14 protein-coding genes are annotated in these 19,216 nt (G+C 51.9%); 13 read left to right on the top strand and 1 reads right to left on the bottom strand.

Annotation, left to right across the window (positions count from 1 at the left end):
• Window positions 1-49 precede the first annotated feature (49 nt).
• Window positions 50-2,152, top strand: coding sequence for a heavy metal translocating P-type ATPase (locus KE531_02100; GenBank protein MBR9952428.1), 2,103 nt, complete (start codon window positions 50-52; stop codon window positions 2,150-2,152).
• Between the two features lie 59 nt (window positions 2,153-2,211).
• On the opposite strand, the gene KE531_02095 is transcribed toward KE531_02100, so the two are convergent.
• Entirely contained in the window at window positions 2,212-2,796 is a 585-nt protein-coding gene (locus tag KE531_02095) for a GNAT family N-acetyltransferase (protein ID MBR9952427.1), read from the bottom strand.
• A 252-nt stretch (window positions 2,797-3,048) separates the two neighbouring features.
• On the opposite strand from KE531_02095, the gene KE531_02090 reads away from it, so the two are divergent.
• From KE531_02090 to KE531_02035, 12 genes are all read left to right on the top strand, one after another.
• Window positions 3,049-4,122 (top strand): carbamoyl phosphate synthase small subunit, encoded by a 1,074-nt coding sequence (locus tag KE531_02090; protein ID MBR9952426.1) that lies wholly within the window; start codon window positions 3,049-3,051, stop codon window positions 4,120-4,122.
• Window positions 4,122-7,322, top strand: a complete 3,201-nt coding sequence (gene carB, locus KE531_02085) for a carbamoyl-phosphate synthase large subunit (GenBank protein ID MBR9952425.1) — start codon at window positions 4,122-4,124, stop codon at window positions 7,320-7,322. Before KE531_02090 ends, carB begins: the two co-directional genes overlap by 1 nt.
• A gap of 172 nt (window positions 7,323-7,494) precedes the next feature.
• Complete coding sequence (locus KE531_02080; protein MBR9952424.1) at window positions 7,495-8,496, top strand: transporter substrate-binding domain-containing protein; 1,002 nt, start codon at window positions 7,495-7,497, stop codon at window positions 8,494-8,496.
• Between the two features lie 165 nt (window positions 8,497-8,661).
• Complete coding sequence (locus tag KE531_02075) at window positions 8,662-9,351, top strand: amino acid ABC transporter permease (protein ID MBR9952423.1); 690 nt, start codon at window positions 8,662-8,664, stop codon at window positions 9,349-9,351.
• Window positions 9,341-10,081: an amino acid ABC transporter ATP-binding protein gene (locus KE531_02070; GenBank protein MBR9952422.1), complete on the top strand. Its 741-nt coding sequence runs from the start codon at window positions 9,341-9,343 to the stop codon at window positions 10,079-10,081. The genes KE531_02075 and KE531_02070 overlap by 11 nt, the downstream gene beginning before the upstream one ends.
• A gap of 70 nt (window positions 10,082-10,151) precedes the next feature.
• A complete protein-coding gene (locus KE531_02065) occupies window positions 10,152-11,615 on the top strand; it encodes an amidohydrolase (GenBank protein ID MBR9952421.1) in 1,464 nt (487 codons plus the stop codon).
• 924 nt (window positions 11,616-12,539) lie between these two features.
• Window positions 12,540-12,878 carry a helix-turn-helix transcriptional regulator gene (locus tag KE531_02060; GenBank protein ID MBR9952420.1) on the top strand — a complete coding sequence of 113 codons (339 nt, stop codon included), beginning with the start codon at window positions 12,540-12,542 and terminating at the stop codon, window positions 12,876-12,878.
• A gap of 4 nt (window positions 12,879-12,882) precedes the next feature.
• Window positions 12,883-13,701 (top strand): ImmA/IrrE family metallo-endopeptidase, encoded by an 819-nt coding sequence (locus tag KE531_02055; GenBank protein ID MBR9952419.1) that lies wholly within the window; start codon window positions 12,883-12,885, stop codon window positions 13,699-13,701.
• Between the two features lie 10 nt (window positions 13,702-13,711).
• On the top strand, window positions 13,712-14,518 hold the full coding sequence (locus KE531_02050; protein MBR9952418.1) for a hypothetical protein: 807 nt from the start codon (window positions 13,712-13,714) through the stop codon (window positions 14,516-14,518).
• Between the two features lie 363 nt (window positions 14,519-14,881).
• Window positions 14,882-16,507 carry a response regulator gene (locus KE531_02045; GenBank protein MBR9952417.1) on the top strand — a complete coding sequence of 542 codons (1,626 nt, stop codon included), beginning with the start codon at window positions 14,882-14,884 and terminating at the stop codon, window positions 16,505-16,507.
• Between the two features lie 12 nt (window positions 16,508-16,519).
• Complete coding sequence (locus KE531_02040) at window positions 16,520-18,250, top strand: sensor histidine kinase (GenBank protein ID MBR9952416.1); 1,731 nt, start codon at window positions 16,520-16,522, stop codon at window positions 18,248-18,250.
• Window positions 18,237-19,208 (top strand): substrate-binding domain-containing protein, encoded by a 972-nt coding sequence (locus KE531_02035; protein ID MBR9952415.1) that lies wholly within the window; start codon window positions 18,237-18,239, stop codon window positions 19,206-19,208. Before KE531_02040 ends, KE531_02035 begins: the two co-directional genes overlap by 14 nt.
• Window positions 19,209-19,216 lie beyond the last annotated feature (8 nt).

Below are 19,216 nucleotides of genomic sequence, written 5' to 3'. Positions count from 1 at the left end.
GCTGTTCCCTGTTCGGTACCGGAAAACTGCAAAACGAGGAGATGACAGCATGAAATTTATAATCAGGCATGAAATCCGGGGACGGCTCCGTCTCCATGTCTGCCAGGCGCGGATGACGGTTCGGCAGGCAGACCTTCTTCATTATTATCTGCTTTCTCTGCCGCAGGTAAAGGATGTGAAGGTATATGAGCGGACGGCCGACGTTTCCGTCGTATTTACGGGAAGCCGTGAGGACATGATCGAGGGGCTTAAGCGGTTTTCCTATGAGGATAAAAAGTTAAACGAGCTTGTCCCGGGGGACAGCGGAAGACAGCTTAACAGGGAATATAAGGAGAAGTTAATCGGAAAGGTGCTCATGCGGGCGGCGGCGAAGCTGTTCTTTCCGGCGCCTGTCCGTGCCGTTTATACGACGGTGCAGTCGGTGCGGTACCTGTGGAAGGGAATCCGGTGCCTTGTGCGGGGACGGCTGGAGGTGGAGGTGCTGGATGCGGCGGCCATCTCCGTTTCCATCGCAAGGTGCGACTTTGACACGGCCAGCACCGTCATGTTCCTTTTGGGAGTCGGAGAGCTTCTGGAGGAGTGGACACACAAAAAGTCCGTCGGCGACCTGGCGCGAAGCATGTCCTTAAACATCGAAAAGGTATGGCAGAATGTGGACGGCACCGAAGTGCTGGTTCCGGTGTCCCAGATCAAAGAGGGCGATCTGGTGACGGTGCATACGGGAAATGTGATTCCCCTTGACGGCATCGTGGCCGCAGGTGAAGCCATGGTGAACCAGGCTTCCATGACCGGGGAGGCGGTTCCCGTGAGAAAGGAAAAGGACATGTACGTCTACGCCGGCACGGCCGTCGAAGAGGGGACGATTACGATCTGCGTAAAAAAGGCGGCCGGTTCCACCAGGTTCGAGCGGATTGTGACGATGATCGAGGAGTCGGAGAAGCTGAAATCCACGCTGGAAGGGAAAGCGGCCTCCCTGGCCGATGCGCTTGTGCCTTTAAGCTTTGGCGGGACGATCCTTACCTGGCTTCTTACGCGAAATGTGACGAAGGCCATCTCTGTCCTGATGGTGGATTTTTCCTGTGCCTTGAAGCTTGCCATGCCCCTTTCGGTGCTTTCGGCCATGCGGGAGGCAAGCAGCCATCAGGTGACGGTAAAAGGCGGCGTCTATCTGGAGGCCGCCGCAGAGGCCGATACCATTGTTTTTGATAAGACCGGGACGCTTACGAAGGCCAGGCCTGTGGTGGCAGGCGTCGTGACCTTTGAAGGGCGGGAGGAGAACGAGATGCTCCGGATCGCCGCCTGCCTGGAAGAGCATTTCCCTCATTCCATGGCAAACGCCGTCGTGAGTGAGTCGGTGCGCCGCGGCCTGGTGCACGAGGAAATGCATTCCAAGGTGGACTACATCGTGGCTCACGGCATCGCCTCGTACATCGGAGAAGACCGTGTGATTATCGGAAGCAGCCATTTTGTGTTCGAGGATGAGAAATGCGTTGTGCCGGAGGACGAGGAGGAGAAATTTGAAAGTCTCCCGCCGGAGTATTCCCACTTGTATCTGGCCGTGGCCGGGCGTCTGGCGGCAGTGATCTGCATCGAGGATCCGCTCCGCGAGGAAGCGCCTGAGGTCATGCGGAAACTAAAGGAGCTGGGAATCTCCAAGATTGTCATGATGACCGGGGACAGCGAGCGGACGGCACGGGCCATCGCGGCCCGCGTCGGCGTCGACGAGTATTATTCGGAAGTGCTGCCGGAGGACAAGGCCGCTTTTGTGGAGAAGGAAAAGAAGGCAGGAAGAAAGGTCATCATGGTCGGTGACGGCATTAACGATTCGCCGGCGCTTTCCGCCGCAGATGTGGGGATTGCCATCAGCGAAGGGGCGGAAATTGCAAGGGAGATTGCTGACATCACGATTTCCGAGAATGCCCTCACGCAGCTCGTGACCTTAAAGGCCTTAAGCAATGCCTTAATGCGGCGGGTCAACTGGAATTACCGGTTTGTCATCGGCTTTAATTTCGGCCTGATTCTCCTTGGCGTTGGCGGGATTCTGGCGCCGGCTGCATCAGCGCTTCTTCATAATACGTCGACTCTGCTTGTGAGCATGAAAAGCATGACGAACCTTCTGGAAAAGGAAGAGGGCCAAAAGGCCCGCGGATAAAATGGTTTGCGCCGGAGAATACGGCAGGATTGTCCTGCATGTTCTCCGGCGCATTCGGTTTATAAGTTTTCAACAAAGTGGTTCGGATACTGGTTCCAGTATTTTCTAAAGACGCGGTCTTCGTTTCCGTCCAGGTTTAACTGGTACATGCGGAAAACGACCGGGAAGTTTTTCGGCTGCCAGAGTTCCTCGTAGGAATACTGGTAGCGCATGCCGAGGGCCTGCATTACATGGCCGCTCCGAGGATTTTTGACGTCGTGGGTGGCCGTTAAATAGGGCATGCCGTCTTTTTTTACCTGGCTTATGACGGCCTGACAGGCTTCGGTGATGATGCCGCGGCGCCAGAATTCCTTTCTGAGGCCGTAGCCAAGGTCATGGCTTTCGCCTGTGTCCACGTTTACATAGCCGATGGGGATTCCGTCCTCTTTTAGGCAGACGGCGTAGCGGTACCCGAAGGGGCGCTCGTATTCTGAGGCATACCGCTCTTTAAAAAAGACTTCTGCCTCTTCCATGGATTTTAACGGGAACCACGGCAGGTACGTGTTGACTTCTTCATCTCTATAAATGTCATAAAAGGCCGGAAGGTCTTTCCCGGTAAATCTCCGGAGAATGAGACGTTCGGTTTCAAGTGTTGGTGTGTTCATTTTACTGTCCCCCTCTCATTTTCTTCCATTATAGTGTCTGTCCGTCAAATTATCAATAAAACGAACCCTGTCGGAGATAAAATTAACTTTTTAGCAAAAATCCGCCGTTTCTAACAGGAAAATTTCCCTGATTCCCACCTTCTTTCCGCCGATATTTTCGTCGAAAACCAGTTGAAAAATGACGGGGAATGTGATATCATAGTGAAAATTTGGGCAAAAATCAGTGCCCAAAAAAGAAGAAAGGGTGGCGTCATGAAAGCATATTTAATTCTGGAAGACGGAACCGTTTTTGAAGGTACGAGCATCGGTTCCGCCAGGGAAGTAATCAGTGAAATTGTTTTTAACACCTCCATGACCGGTTATCTGGAAGTCCTGACCGACCCGTCCTATGCAGGGCAGGCTGTGGTGATGACTTATCCGTTAATTGGCAATTACGGTATTTGCCGTGATGATATGGAATCGAAACGTGCATGGCCGGACGGCTATATTGTCAGAGAGTTATCCAGAATTCCCAGCAATTTCAGAAGCGGGGACACCATCGATCATTTCTTAAAAGAGCAGGATATTCCAGGTATCAGTGGTATCGATACAAGAGCCCTCACAAAAATTTTAAGAGAAAAAGGAACCATGAACGGCATGATCACCACCAACGGCGATTATGACCTTGAGGAAGTGAAAGCGCGCATCAAAGAGTACGCGGTGACTGGTGTTGTCTTAAAAACCAGCACGAAGGAAAAATATGTGCTTCCGGGGAACGGAAAACGCGTGGCGCTCATGGACTACGGTGCAAAGAGGAACATCGCCAGGTCGTTAAATGAGAGGGGCATGGAAGTGACGGTGTATCCGGCCGATACTCCGGCTGAGGAGGTCTTAAAGGATAAACCCGACGGCATTATGCTGTCCAACGGCCCGGGGGATCCTGCGGAGAACGTGGATATTATTAAGGAAGTAAGAAAGCTTTATGAATCCGATGTGCCGATTTTTGCCATCTGCCTTGGCCATCAGCTCATGGCGCTGGCCACCGGCGCCGAAACCTACAAATTAAAATACGGCCACCGCGGCGGAAACCATCCGGTCAAGGATCTGGAGACGGGACGCGTCTACATTTCTTCCCAGAACCATGGCTACGCCGTGAACATGGAGACGGTGGATCCGAAGATCGCAAAGGAGGCCTTCGTAAACGTCAACGACGGCACCAACGAGGGCTTAAAGTATGTTGGAAAGAACATTTTTACGGTTCAGTACCACCCGGAGGCCTGCCCGGGACCGCAGGATTCGGGATATCTGTTTGACCGGTTTTTACGCATGATGGAGGAGGGAAAATAATGCCAAAGAATCCTGATATCAAGAAAGTTCTCGTTCTGGGCTCCGGCCCGATCATCATTGGACAGGCGGCGGAGTTCGACTATGCAGGAACCCAGGCCTGCCGTTCCTTAAAGGAAGAGGGCATCGAAGTTGTCCTCTTAAACTCCAACCCGGCCACCATCATGACAGATAAAGACATTGCAGACCGGGTGTACATCGAGCCGCTGACCGTGGAGGTCGTAGAACAGTTAATTTTAAAGGAACAGCCGGACAGCGTCCTTCCGACTCTCGGCGGCCAGGCTGGCTTAAACCTTGCCATGGAGCTTGAGGAGGCCGGCTTCTTAAGGGAGCACAACGTCCGCCTCATCGGAACCACGGCCCTTACCATTAAAAAGGCCGAGGACCGTGAGATGTTTAAGGAGACCATGGAAAAAATCGGCGAGCCGGTAGCACCGTCCGAGATCGTCGAGGACGTGAATGCAGGCCTCGAGGTGGCTGCAAGAATCGGCTATCCCGTCGTGTTGCGTCCGGCCTATACCCTGGGCGGCTCCGGCGGCGGCATCGCAGAAAATCCCGAACAGTGCGCCGAAATCCTGGAAAACGGTTTAAGGCTTTCCCGCGTCGGCCAGGTGCTTGTGGAGCGGTGCATTTCCGGCTGGAAGGAGATCGAGTACGAGGTTATGCGCGACGGCGCAGGCAACGTGATTACGGTCTGCAACATGGAAAACATCGACCCGGTCGGCGTCCATACAGGCGACTCCATTGTCGTGGCGCCGTCTCAGACCCTGGGGGACAAGGAGTACCAGATGCTCCGTACCTCCGCTTTAAAGATTATCACCGAGCTTGGGATCACCGGCGGCTGCAACGTGCAGTATGCCTTAAACCCCAACAGCTTTGAATACTGCGTCATCGAGGTAAACCCGCGTGTGAGCCGTTCTTCGGCCCTGGCGTCCAAAGCCACCGGCTATCCGATAGCCAAGGTGGCCGCAAAGATCGCCCTGGGCTATACCCTGGATGAGATCAAAAACGCTGTCACGAAGAAGACCTACGCAAGCTTCGAGCCGATGCTCGACTATGTGGTTGTAAAGATGCCGCGTCTCCCGTTCGACAAGTTCATCAGCGCCAAGAGGACGTTAGGAACCCAGATGAAGGCCACCGGCGAGGTCATGAGTATCTGCACCAATTTCGAGGGCGCCCTCATGAAGGCCATCCGCTCCCTGGAACAGCACGTGGACTGCCTTCTTTCCTATGATTACAGCGAACTTACCGACATCGCCCTGATGGAAGAGTTAAGAAAAGTGGACGACAGGCGGATCTGGGTCATCGCAGAGGCCCTGCGCCGCGGCTTCTCCTACGAGCTGATTCACAGCGCCACAAAGATTGACATCTGGTTTATTGACAAGCTGGCGATCCTGGTGGAGATGGAAGCGGCCCTTAAGGAAGCCGGAAAAGACATGACGCCGGAGCTTTTAAAGGAAGCAAAGCGCGTCGAGTTTCCGGATACGGTCATTGCGCGGCTCACAGGCCTTTCCCAGGCTGACGTAAAGAGCATGCGCCATGAAAACGGCATCCGCGCCGCCTTCAAGATGGTAGATACCTGCGCCGCCGAGTTTGCCGCCGAGACGCCGTATTACTACTCCTGCTTCGGAAGCGAGAACGAGGCCGACGGCACAAAGACGAAAAAGAAGGTGCTCGTCCTCGGCTCCGGCCCCATCCGCATCGGACAGGGTATCGAGTTCGACTTCTGTTCGGTTCACAGCACCTGGGCATTTTCCAAAGAGGGATATGAGACGATCATCATCAACAACAACCCGGAGACGGTCAGCACCGATTTCGACATTGCAGACAAGCTGTATTTTGAGCCGCTGACGCCGGAGGACGTGGAGAGCATCGTGGATCTGGAACAGCCTGACGGTGCTGTCGTCCAGTTCGGCGGCCAGACGGCCATCAAGCTGACGGAAGCTCTTATGAAAATGGGCGTCCCGATTTTAGGAACCGCGGCCGAGGACGTGGATGCGGCCGAGGACAGGGAGCTGTTCGACAAGATCTTGGAGCAGTGCGGCATCCCGAGACCGAAGGGACAGACCGTGTTCACGGCCGAAGAGGCAAAGCGCGCAGCCAACGAGCTTGGCTACCCGGTGCTCGTGCGCCCGTCCTACGTGCTGGGCGGCCAGGGCATGCAGATCGCCATCAACGACCAGGACATCGACGAGTTCATCGGCATCATCAACCAGATCGCCCAGGAACACCCGATCCTGGTTGACAAATACATCATGGGCAAGGAAATCGAGGTAGACGCCATCTGTGACGGCACCGACATTTTAATCCCCGGCATCATGGAGCACATCGAGCGCACCGGTATCCATTCCGGCGACAGCATCTCCGTGTACCCGGCCCAGAGCATCACCGAGGGCAACAAAAAGACCATCGTCGACTACACCGAAAAGCTGGCCCGCGCCCTGCACGTAAAGGGCATGATCAACATCCAGTTCATCGTGGACGGCGATAACGTCTACATCATCGAGGTGAACCCGCGCTCCTCGAGAACCGTGCCGTACATTAGCAAGGTGACGGGCATCCCGATTGTGCCCTTTGCGACCAGGATCATCTGCGGCCATACGATCAAAGAGCTTGGCTATACGCCGGGACTCCAGAAGGAAGCCGATTACTTTGCCATCAAGATGCCTGTCTTCTCCTTCGAGAAGATCCGCGGCGCCGATATCAGCCTCGGGCCGGAGATGAAGTCCACCGGCGAGTGCCTCGGCATTGCAAAGAGCTTCAACGAGGCGCTTTATAAGGCCTTCCAGGGCGCCGGAATCAAGCTTCCGAAATATAAGAACATGATTATCACGGTGCGCGATTCCGACAAACCGGAGATGACAGAGATTGCCGAGCGGTTTGCCGCCCTTGGCTACAAGATCTTCTCCACGGCCGGAACGGCAAAGTTTCTGAACAGCCATGGCGTCAAGGCCATCCAGGTACCGAAGATCGAGCAGGATTCCCCCAATATCCTGGATCTGATCCTTGGCCATGAGATCGACCTTGTCATCGACATCCCGGCTCAGGGCGCCGAGCGCAGCCGCGACGGCTTCGTCATCCGCCGGAACGCCATCGAGACCGGCGTCACGGTTCTGACAGCCGTTGATACGGCCAGAGCCCTCGTCACCAGCATGGAAAACAGGGCGAAAGAGCTGACCTTAATCAACATTGCAGAGATTTAAAAATGCGAGGGCATGTCTGTGTATGCATGACATGCCCTTAAAAAATGCATAAAAAGTGAAAAAAACTCTTTACAAAAGAATATTTATGCATTATAATGCATATCAACAAAGGCGGCCGGCAAAAATGGCCGGCAGCCCGAGGAAACTGAAAGCAAAAAGAGGAGAGAGGATTATGAAAAAGAAATTTTTATTTGCGACATTAGCAGCAGCCATTTCCATCGCGGCGCTGGCAGGCTGCGGAAGCCAGAATACAGAAACGACGGCAGCCGCCACAACGGCAGCAGAAACAACAACCGCCGCTGAGACAACGACGGCGGCTGAGACGGAAGAAACAGAAGCGGAGTCCGAGACGGCGGCAGAGACCGAGGCCGCAGCGGCTGAGGCAGACGGCGACACCTTAGAGGCCGTAAAGAATATGTCTCCGGACGGAGAGCTTGCAAAAATTATCAATTCCGGAAAGATTTCCCTTGGAACGGCTCCTGATTTCGCTCCCTGGGAGTTCAAGGACGTAAGCTCCGGTACCACCGAATACGTCGGCGCAGATATCGAGCTTGCAAAATATATTGCCGAGAGACTTGGCGTTGAGTTAGAGATTAAGCCGATGGAGTTCGGCGCCATCATCCAGGGCCTTTCCTCCGATACCATCAACATGGGTATTTCCGGATTTGCCTACACCGAGGAGCGTGCGGAGGCAGCAGGCCTTTCCACTCCGTACAACCAGGCTTCCAAGGCCGGCCAGGGCCTTCTCGTTCTGAAGGATCAGACATCTGACTACAACACGGCAGAAGCTTTCTCCGGCAAGAAGGTAGCTGCTCAGAATGCTTCCCTTCAGATGCAGCTCTGCACGGCACAGCTTCCGTCCGACGTAGATCTTCAGCCGGTGCTTGCTGTTACCGACGGCGTCCTGATGCTGACGACAGGAAAGATTGACGCCCTTGCCGTTTCCGGCGAGAACGGAATTTCCCTTTCCCAGTCTTATCCGGAAGTTGCCATGGCAGATTTCATGTTTGAGTATGAGAGCGACGGAAACGTGGTTGCTGTTAAGAAAGGCAATGAAGAACTTCTTGCCGCAGTCAATGAAGTTATTGACGAAGTAAATGAGAACGGGCTGTACGAAGTATGGAAGGCAGACGCGATGGAGCTTGCCAACAGCCTCGGAATCGAAACACACTAATCAATCAGACAGACAGGAACCTTTTCAGGCCCCCAATCCGGTCTTCCCGGTTCATCGCCGGGAAGGCCGTTGTCTGCTGCAAAAGCCCTGCAAGCGGCTCTATGCTTGCAGCTATGTGTCCCGCCCGCGGCGCGGGGAAAAACGAAGAGAGGAGCTTTAAAGCGCATGGAATTTTTCAGCATCATGCTTCAGGTCTGGGAACGGTACTGGTCCCTGTTCCTGGAAGGTCTTGGGATGACCGTCTACATGGGTCTTGTGACCGTATTCATCAGTACCATTTCAGGTTCCCTGATGGCCCTGCTGCGGCGCAGCAACTGGGGGATTGGAAAGGTTAAGCCCTTCCGCGCCATTGCAACGGCATACGTGGAGATCATCCGCGGTACACCGATCCTGCTCCAGTTGTATTTCTTCTATTTTATGCTGCCCCAGTGGCTGCCGTTTTTGAACCTCAGCGAGTTCACCTGCGTCATGGTTGCCTGCTGCGTCAACTCCACGGCATACGTCTGTGAGATCGTGCGCGCCGGAATCCAGGCCGTAGACATCGGCCAGACCGAGGCGGCCCGCTCCCTGGGACTTAACAGCCGCCAGACTATGTTAAACATCGTCCTTCCCCAGGCAGTCAAGAACATCCTGCCGGCGCTCTGCAATGAGTTCGTGGCCATCGTCAAGGAGACCTCCCTGGCATCCACCTTCTTCATCGGCGAGCTGATGACCCAGTTTAAGACGATCCAGGGCATTACGTTCCGCGTTCTGGAACCCCTTACGATCATCGGTATTATCTATTTCCTTCTGACCTTTATTTTATCGAAGTTAATTGCCCTGCTTGAGAGGAGGTTGAGTGCAAGTGAACGATAATGTTTTAATCCGTGTAGAGGACTTACATAAATCCTTCGGAAGCCTCCAGGTACTCCGCGGGGTGACAGAGCAGATCAGCAAAGGAGAGGTGGTTTCGGTCATCGGCCCGTCCGGCGGCGGAAAAAGTACCTTCCTGCGCTGTCTGAACCTTCTGGAGGTGCCCACATCCGGCCATATTTATTTCGAGGGCGTGGATATTACAGATAAGAGCGTGGACATCAACGTGCACCGTCAGAAGATGGGCATGGTGTTCCAGCATTTCAACGTGTTCAATAACCTGACCGTCTCGAAAAATGTGACGCTGGCGCCTGTGCTTCTCGGGAAAAAGAAGCAGAAGGAGGCCGACGAGATGGCAAAGGATCTCCTTTCCAGGGTCGGACTTCTGGAAAAATGGGATCAGTATCCGAAAAAGCTTTCCGGCGGCCAGAAGCAGCGTCTTGCCATTGTAAGGGCCCTTGCCATGGAGCCGGATGTGATGCTGTTCGATGAGCCAACATCGGCCCTTGACCCGGAGATGGTCGGCGAGGTTCTCCAGGTTATTAAAAACCTGGTGAAGACAGGACTTACGACAGTCATCGTGACGCATGAGATGGGATTTGCAAAGGAGATTTCCGACCGCGTCTTCTTTATGGACGGCGGTATCATCGCGGAAAAGGGATCGCCGGACGAGGTGTTCAACCATCCCCAGAACCCGCGTACACAGGAATTTTTAAGCAAGGTATTATATTAGGATACCAGGGTCAGAAGGCCATAAATCCTTTTGGCCCCAGCATTATATCAGGAAACAGGAGGAAAGCAGCGTGACGGACGGAAAAAAGAAGATTTTGGATTATATTGATGAGCGGGCAGACCTGATTACGGAGGTGTCCGACAAGATCTGGGAGTATGCGGAGCTTTCTCTGCGTGAGTACAAGTCCGGTGATTTGTATGCAAAGGTGTTTGAGGAAGAGGGCTTTGTGGTTGAGCATCCTTTCGACAATATTGAGACGGCCTTAAAGGCCTCCTACGGCTCCGGGAAGCCGGTTATCGGCATCCTGGCCGAGTATGATGCTCTGACAGGGCTTTCCCAGGTGGCAGGTCTTTCGGAGAGAAAGGAGCTTGTCCCCGACGGAAACGGCCACGGCTGCGGCCATAATCTCCTTGGCGCCGGTTCCATGGCGGCTGCCTTTGCCTTAAAGAAATATCTGGAAGAAAAGGGCGAGGGAAGCGGAACCGTGATTTTCTACGGATGCCCCGGCGAGGAAGGCGCAGCGACGAAGGCGTTCATGGCCCGCGACGGCGTGTTTGCCGAGTGCGATGCCTGCTTAACCTGGCATCCCGGCAACGTGAACCAGGTGACGTCGGGAACCTGCAACACCTGCATCCAGACGGAGTATAAGTTTACAGGCGTGGCTTCCCATGCGGCAGGAGCGCCGGAAAAGGGACGTTCCGCCCTGGACGCCGTGGAGCTTATGAATGTGGCCGTGCAGTTTTTGCGCGAGCACATGCCGGACAGCGCGAGAATCCACTATTCCATCACCGACGCCGGCGGAGCCTCTCCCAACGTGGTTCAGCCGAGGGCGCAGGTGCTTTACATGGTTCGTTCCATTTGGGCAAAGGACGCCATTGCTCTTCAGGAGCGGGTCGATAGGATTGCGCTGGCAGCTTCCATGATGACGGATACGACCATGGAGAAGAAGTTCATCGACGGCTGCTCCAATTCCGTGCCCAACAAGGCGCTGGAATCCCTGCTTTATGAGAATTTCAGCGAAATCGGCGTGCCGGAGTACACCGAGGACGAGGTGAAGTTTGCCCAGGCTCTTTATGATTCCTATGAGATGAAGGACGACAGCCTTCCGGGCGCAGCTACGGAGGAAGACCCTGACATTTATGCCTATGTGGATGAGAAGTCCTGCCACGGGACGAAGCCCATCAACGATTTTATCGTGCCGTATCTCTATTCCGAGAAGCCGCGCATGGGTTCCACCGACGTGGGCGACGTGAGCTGGTGCGTGCCGACGGCGCAGATCAATACGGCCACGTACCCGTCCAAGGCGCCGGGGCATTCCTGGCAGAACGTGTCCTGCGGCCATACGTCCATCGCCCATAAGGCTATGCTTCTGGCCGGAAAGGTCATCGCCGCCACGGCCATTGACCTGATGGAAAAGCCGGAGCTTATAAAGGCAGCTAAGGACGAATTTGACGCGAAGATGAAACGCTACGGCGGATACTACTGCCCGGTTCCGGAGGGAGCCGTGCCGGTGGTGCCGGGGGAGAAGATGTAAAAAAGTTTCTGCATGAAAATGATATGCTCCCTTCCGGGGATGCAGGCGGGATAAGAAACGCCTGCGGCCTGGGAGGGAGCATATTTTTTCCTGTAAATGGCTTTTTCTGCAATCATGGCAACATACTGGCAACTCTCTAAAAAGTCTTGATTTATCTTGGAAAATGAAGCTTCAGAGTCCTGTTTTAGACCAAGTTTAGACCATTTGAAATGTGTAGAAAATAATGAAAAAACATGCAGATGGGGAGCCTTGTTGCAAATATACTCATATAGAAAATTACACAACGGAGATAACTCATGAGAGAAAAAATCATCCGGTGATGTGTGGAAATGTATCCATACGTCACCGGATTTTTACGTTTCGGGATTTGATTCCTGATCGCGTTTCATGGCTTCAGCGATTGCTCTACTGATAAAGGCAGTGGCACTTTCACCCATCTTTTCTGCGTGGTCTTTAATGATGGTACGCTTCTTTGGGGGGGACATGAACCTTGATTTCAACGAAACGATCATTATATTTTTTGTTCGCTCTTCAACGAGCTTCGGCTAAGCCCTTATAGGAACCATTTTTCTCTTCACTCATGACAGCCTCCAGCATGTGTATTGGCAGATATGCCTGTAAAGAGTATAGCACAGATTGATACATAAGACCATGTAAGATTTTACGGTAGTAATACTATCATTGTAAAAAAGAGTTTTCGCAATGTTATCGAAAAGTTCCACCGTGCCGTTGCAATGTTATTAAGTCTAAAAGAGTTGTGAATATAGGGACAAAACAGGGCAAAATAAAGAAATAGAGTTAAGAGAATGTTGATTTTTTCTGATGCTACGAATATAATGAAAGTGTAGAAGAAAGAAGATGCTTTGAATTATGTTGGAGGTAACGATGATGGTAAAGGCAAGCGAGATTATTAGCAACAATATAATGAATATTATGAAACAGAACGGAAAAAAGCAGATTGATCTTGCAGACTATCTCGGGGTGTCCAAGCAAGTGATAAGCAAGATGCTTACCGGTGGAAGGATGATTAATGCAATTGAACTGCAGAAAATTTCGGAGTTTCTGGGTACTTCCATGGAAAATCTTGTTAACCCCCCAGCAGTGGATGTAGAAACGAATGCGGTAAAGGCTTTTATGGGAAAGGTGGAATCTCAGGAAGCAAAGGATGGACTTGGAATTGCAGATGAGATTGCAAATCTTATTTGTTTTTATGCACGTACTCGTGAAAATGCTGAGGAAATGATGAAACCATGGGAGGCTTAGAACTATGTGCCGAGTTTTGGATAATAGCCTTTATATTAAAGATAGAAAGAAATATACAAAAATAAGTGAATGTGCAACAAGTTTTAATTCGCTCTATAATAAGAATAATATTATTCAGGATGATATCTTCAACGTGTTGGAGAATTATGTGGCACGACATGATATGCCCTTTGATATGCTGAGATATCCTATTGAAGATGCCGATTTGTGTGCATGTACTTTCATTCGTAAAGGAAGAATGTTTGTTATGGTTAATTCTGCGTTGCCATTATCAAAGCAGATATTTGCAACAGCACATGAATTGTATCATATTTATTGCTATTTCGAGGGGCATGATTCCGCATTATTACAATCTGGGTCAATTTTGGAATCTGGTATTATAGATGAAGAAGCAAAAGAGATTGAGGATATGGAAGCCAATGCTTTTGCAGCCTTTTTACTGGCTCCAAAGGAGCGGCTTGATGAGCAGACGGATGTGTACAATTTATCATATAAAGATATTTCAGTGCAGACGGTGCTTAAGATAATGGACATTTTTGCAATTCCTTATAAGGCAGCGGTACTTCGTCTCTTGGAGGAAAACAAGATTGATGTTAAAGCTGCAAAGAATCTCTTGCAAGTTGAAGAAAAGGAAATTTGCAGACAAATGGAACTTACGGGAAAAGCTGCACGCTGGCAGGAGATACCTAAGGATTTCATTAGATTTGGAAGCTTACCTGAATTGATGTATGATGTGGAGCAGTTGGATGCTGTTCGCGATGAACGGTTAGCAAGTGATAAGAACAGATTGAGTGAAATAATGAAAAGTTTAAGAAAACAGTGAGGTAGTGCCTATGGAAATGGACAAAAAATATGCCTTGCTGGATACTGACTTTTTGTATAAATCACATTTAGCAAGAAATGCAAAAAATCATACGTTGACAGACTTTGTAATGGAATTTGCGGAGTATGAGTTTTTCTGTCATGAAATGATAAAGAAAGAACTGAGCAGACATAAACTGAATCCGGATCCGAATCCTTGGCTTGAAGAGAAAATTAAAGCAGGAAAAGTGAAATCGTATTCGGATCGAGAGATTATAAGTGAATTAGGAAAAGTATATGGAGGAAAAGCAACAAGCATATATTTAGAGTTACTGGAAACAAGTTGTGATACTTTTAATGTCAATTTTTATAAACAGTACTATGGTTCTTTGAATGAGATGGAGAACCTGAACGATGTTGAGGCCTTTTTGGCGGCATTAAAGGATTGCGATGATAAGGTTCCACATAAAAAGGGACTAGGCGAGAAAAAGACCTATGTATTAATTCAAATGATGAAGGTGCTGTACGGTAATCGGGTGTATATATTCTGTTCAGATGATTTTAAAGCAAGACAGAGTATTACAAGTTTAGAAATGCCGGTTCATTGTATTAGTATCTTAGGTGTATTCTATAAGCTGATGAAGATGGGAAAGCAAAAATCTGAAATGCAGGAATATTACGATCATTTATCTGCGTTTTTGAAGAATCAGACGGAATATAAGGTTTGGTCGATATCTGGTCACCAACGAGATAGTGTGCCAATTAAACAAGTGTTTGATGAGATATATGATGAAAAGTTTCAGATGTTGCGGAACGGAGATTTGCAATACATAAAGTAATATGTTAGATAGCATGTAACAAAGCCTTGAGGAAAAGAAATCCTTCAGGGCTTTTCTTATGCAAAAAATTAAGTATAGATTGGAGTTCCGGCAGGAATGCCTAACTGAAGAAGATGAATTATGCCATCTGAAAAAGATCCAATTTGCTTTCGGGTTATTAGATTCCACCTTTCGTTTCCGCCTGGCAGAATAGAATTGATAAAGAAAAGAAGTGATTTCAGGAATGGAATGCTTTTATAATCATTATCATAGCTCAATCCATGCATTTTATAAATGGAAAACGGTTTGCTCGTCTCCCCAGTTGATTTCCCGCCCGCAGGATGGTAAACTATCCATATAAAAAACGAAAGAAACGGAGTCTTCATGTACACAGTAATTTTTGCAGACGACGAAGAAGATTTAAGGAAAGCCATCATACATAAAATCGACTGGAACGCCATCGGCTTCGAGATCATCGGCGAGGCGGAGAACGGGGCTGAAGCGCTGGAGCTGGTGGAAAAGCTGGGCCCCGACCTGCTGCTCACGGATATCAAGATGCCCTTCGTCTCCGGCATCGAGCTTGCCAGGCAGGCCAGGGAGATTCGCCCGTCCATGCAGATCGCCTTTTTAAGCGGCTACGACAGCTTCGCCTACGCCCAGCAGGCCATCCAGTACAACATCATCAGCTACCTGTTAAAGCCCATTTCCGCCGAGGAGCTGACCGTGGAATTAAGGCGGATCAAGGAGAAGCTGGACAAGCGGTTTTTCGAGATGAAAAACGGCGCTGTGGACAGCGGTCTGCGGGACAAAGAACACCGGCTGGCGTTGATGGAATTTTTGACGCCGCTTCTCATGGATCAGGACGACTTGTCCTTTGGACGCGGCGGCGGGCGGAAAGCGCTTCTGGAGCGGAAAGCGGCCGAACTGGGCCTGAAAAAAGCCCCGGAGACGGAGGTACGGTACCTGATCCTGGTGACGAGCATGGAGGACGCAGAGGGGAAAAACAGGACGGAGCCGGAGCTTCTGCCGTTCGTGGATTCCATCTTAAAAAAATACATGCAGTACGGAAGTATCTGTTCCGGCGGGAAGCTTATCTCCGTGGTTTCCGCCGTCGGGAGAGATGCCGGAAAATACATTCATATCCTGGTGACGGAAATCGCACAGAGTGCCGAGCGGATTCTCGGGCTTAAAACGCGGATCGGCGTAAGCCGGGAATTTTCCGAGATTGCCGTCGGCGGCGCCGCCTATTCGGAGGCGCTGGCGGCCATGCACTATATCCCTGCCGGGAGCGCCGGGATCCAGTTCATCTCCGACATCGAGCCGCGGGACGTAAGGCGGTTTGAATATATTGAGGACACGGTCAATACCCTGGATCAGCTCATCAAGACGGGGAGCCGGGCGGAACTGGAGGAATTTCTGGACGAGCTGTTTTCACGCGTCAGAAACGATCAGAACGCCGGGACCACCTGCGAGCTTCTTGTGATCCAGATTTTGTCCACAGTCTACCGCACCGTCAACATGTCCTTGAACAACAACGTGCCGCTTGAAATTCTCTCCCGGTTTTCGTTCCTGGAAAAGGGCTTTACCCAGAATTCCATCGATGCGGTGCAGGCCAAGGTCATCGGCCTCTGCCGCCAGGCCCAGGAGATCATCTCCAACCACAGGAAGGTGAGCTCGGAAATCCTTTCCGACAAGGCCATCCAAATCATCGACGCAGAATATGCCGACGAGATGCTGACGCTCGTCTCATTAAGCGAGCGGCTCCATATCAGCTCCAACTACTTAAGCGCCACCATCAAAAAGAACACAGGCGAGACGTTTATCAGCCTCCTCACGAAAAAGCGGATGGAGAAGGCGAAGGAGTACCTGCTCTGCACTTCCTTTAAGATTCAGGAGATCGCCGGCCGCTGCGGATACAGCGACCAGCATTATTTCAGCTACTGCTTTAAAAAGTATTACGGGAAATCGCCCAACAAGATGCGCGAGAGCGCCGCGAAGGCGGAAGCCTAAAAGGAGAGAGCCATGGAACAGAACAGGAAAAGGCGGGCAGTGCCCCTGTCCGTGCTTTTAGTGGCCATCATCAGCGGGATGACGATTGCGGCTATCCTTTTTATGACGCAGATTTTCGTCTCGGCATACCGGCGGTCGCTTCTTGAGTTAGCGGCCACCAACTCCGAGCAGGCCGTGTCCCAGGCGGCCAACACGGTGGAAATCAACGAAGAAGGCATGAGAAACGACCTGGAGCTTATCATTGGCCGCCTATCCAGAACCAGGAGCATGGAAGCGGCCGAAGCTCTGATTTCCGGCATGGCCGGCTTAAGGAGCGACGTAGTCTCCGTCATGATCTACGATGAGGACGGGAACCTTCTCCTCACGGGAAGCAGCAGCCTGCGGCTGAAAGATGAGATCACGGACAACCTGTCCTTTTGCAAAGAGATTTTTGAGAGCGCAGAAGACACGGCAGTCCTGGCGCCCCATGTGCAGAATCTGTTTTTAAATTACTATCCCTGGGTTGTCACCATCGCCAAACGGGCCGATCTGGTGCTGTTTCGCAAGCCGGTCTATGTGGCCATGGACTTTAACTTTTCATCCCTGGCCTCTTACGTGGACAACGTGGGCATCGGCCAGCACGGCTACTGCTATATCATGGATCAGGACGGGCAGATCGTCTACCATCCCCAGCAGCAGCTTATTTTTGCAGGTTTAAAGGAAGAAGACACCTCGTGGATCTCCGAAAGTCCGGACGGCGTTTACGCCGGTATGGATACGATTACGACGGTGCGCTCCCTGTCCGACGGAGGCTGGCGGATCGTCGGCGTCAGCTTTACGGATGAGCTGATCGGGGACAAGCTAAAAAGCGTTCAGACCATGGCAGCCGGCATTGCGCTCCTTTTCATCGGGGCAGCCGTCCTGTCGGGCGTCCTGATTTCCAAGGTGATTTCACGCCCTGTGCGTGTCCTGGTGTCAGCCATGCGGGAGTTTGAGGAGAACGCCGGCGCCTATGACTATGAGGCGCAGAACGGTGTCCGGGAAATCCAGACGCTGTCGGAGTCCTTTGCCCACATGGTGAAGATGATCAGGGAGCTGATGAACAAGGTCAAGCAGGAAGAAATTTCCTTAAGAAAGACGGAACTAAAGGCACTCCAGGCCCAGATTAACCCCCATTTCCTCTACAATACGCTGGATTCGATCCAGTGGATGTGCGAGCAGGGAAACAGCGCCGATGCCGTCCGCATGGTGGGCGCGCTGGCGAAGCTGTTCCGGATCAGCATCAGCCGCGGGAAGGAGTTAATCCCCATTGAGGACGAATTGAACCATGCCAAAAGCTATCTGGTGATCCAGAGCTACCGGTACAAGAACCAGTTCACCTATGAATTCGAGGTGGAGGACGCGGTGAAGCATTATCTCTGCAACAAAATCACCCTCCAGCCCATGATTGAAAACGCCATCTACCACGGCATCGACCGGATGGTGGACGAGGGGCTCATCCGGATTGAGGCGAAGGCCGCCGGGGACGACATCGAATTCCGGGTTTCGGATAACGGCGCCGGCATGACGCCGGAACAGTGCGAAAGCATCTTAAAGAAAGAGCGCAGCGACAGCAGCGGCATCGGCATCAAAAACGTCAACGACCGGATCAAAATTTTCTTCGGAGAACAGTACGGGATCCGGATTGAGAGCGAGCTGGATGTGGGGACGACGGTGATTATCCGGTTCCCGAAGATTGAGGAGGGAAGCTATGAGGCGAAATAAAACTGCGGCATTTTTCCTGGCGGCGCTTCTTTCTCTTTCCCTCTGCGGCTGTGCTGGCGCCAGGACGGCAGGGCAGGAGCGGAAGCCTTACATTGCCGTCATCACAAAGTCCACCGGCTCCAACTTTTTTAAAACCGTGTTTGCCGGCGTCCGGACGGCGTCCATCGAGTACAACGTGGATGTGACGATGGAGGGGCCGGACAGCGAGGAAAATTATGAAGAGCAGAATGCCATGATAAAGAAAGCCGTGGAAAATGGCGCCGACGCCATTGTGCTTTCGGCCATCGATTACAATGAGTCGGTGGAAGCCATGGAGGAGGCGGCTGCGGCAGGTGTCAAGCTGGTTGTCATCGACAGCGGCATCAACTCGGACGAGGTGGCCGTGAAGATCGGAACCGACAATTACAGCGCCGGCGTCCAGGCGGCAAAGGCGATTCTCGACCGGACAGAAGGCGATATCCAGGTGGGCGTCGTCAATTTCGATGAAGGAACCTACAACGGGCAGGAGAGGGAGCGCGGCTTCCTTGCCGCATTAGAGGAGAGCGGCCGCGCCCAGGTGGCGTCGGTGATCCATGTAAACTCCAACATCCGCGATGCCAGCGAGGGAACCAAGGCGATGTTATCGGAATATCCCGACATCCGCTGCATTGCGGCCTTCAACGAGTGGACGACCCTGGGCGTCGGCTATGCCGTACAGGAGCTTGGAATCGGAGAAGAGACGACCGTCGTCGGCTTTGACAACAACGTGATTTCCATCGGCATGCTGGAGACCGGCGAGGTGGACGCCCTCGTGGTGCAGAATCCCTTTGCCATGGGCTACCTTGGCATCGAAAACGCCTACCAGCTCATCAATGGAAAGAAGCCGGAGCACAAGGAGGTTTTTACGGAAACCCTGACAGCCTTCAGGGAGAATCTGTTCGATGAGGCGAACCAGAAGTTGATTTTTCCGTTCCGATAGGACAAAAA

The organism is Eubacteriaceae bacterium Marseille-Q4139 (assembly GCA_018223415.1).
GTDB lineage: Bacteria > Bacillota > Clostridia > Lachnospirales > Lachnospiraceae > CABSIM01.
This window is presented reverse-complemented; position numbering and strand designations above follow the sequence as displayed.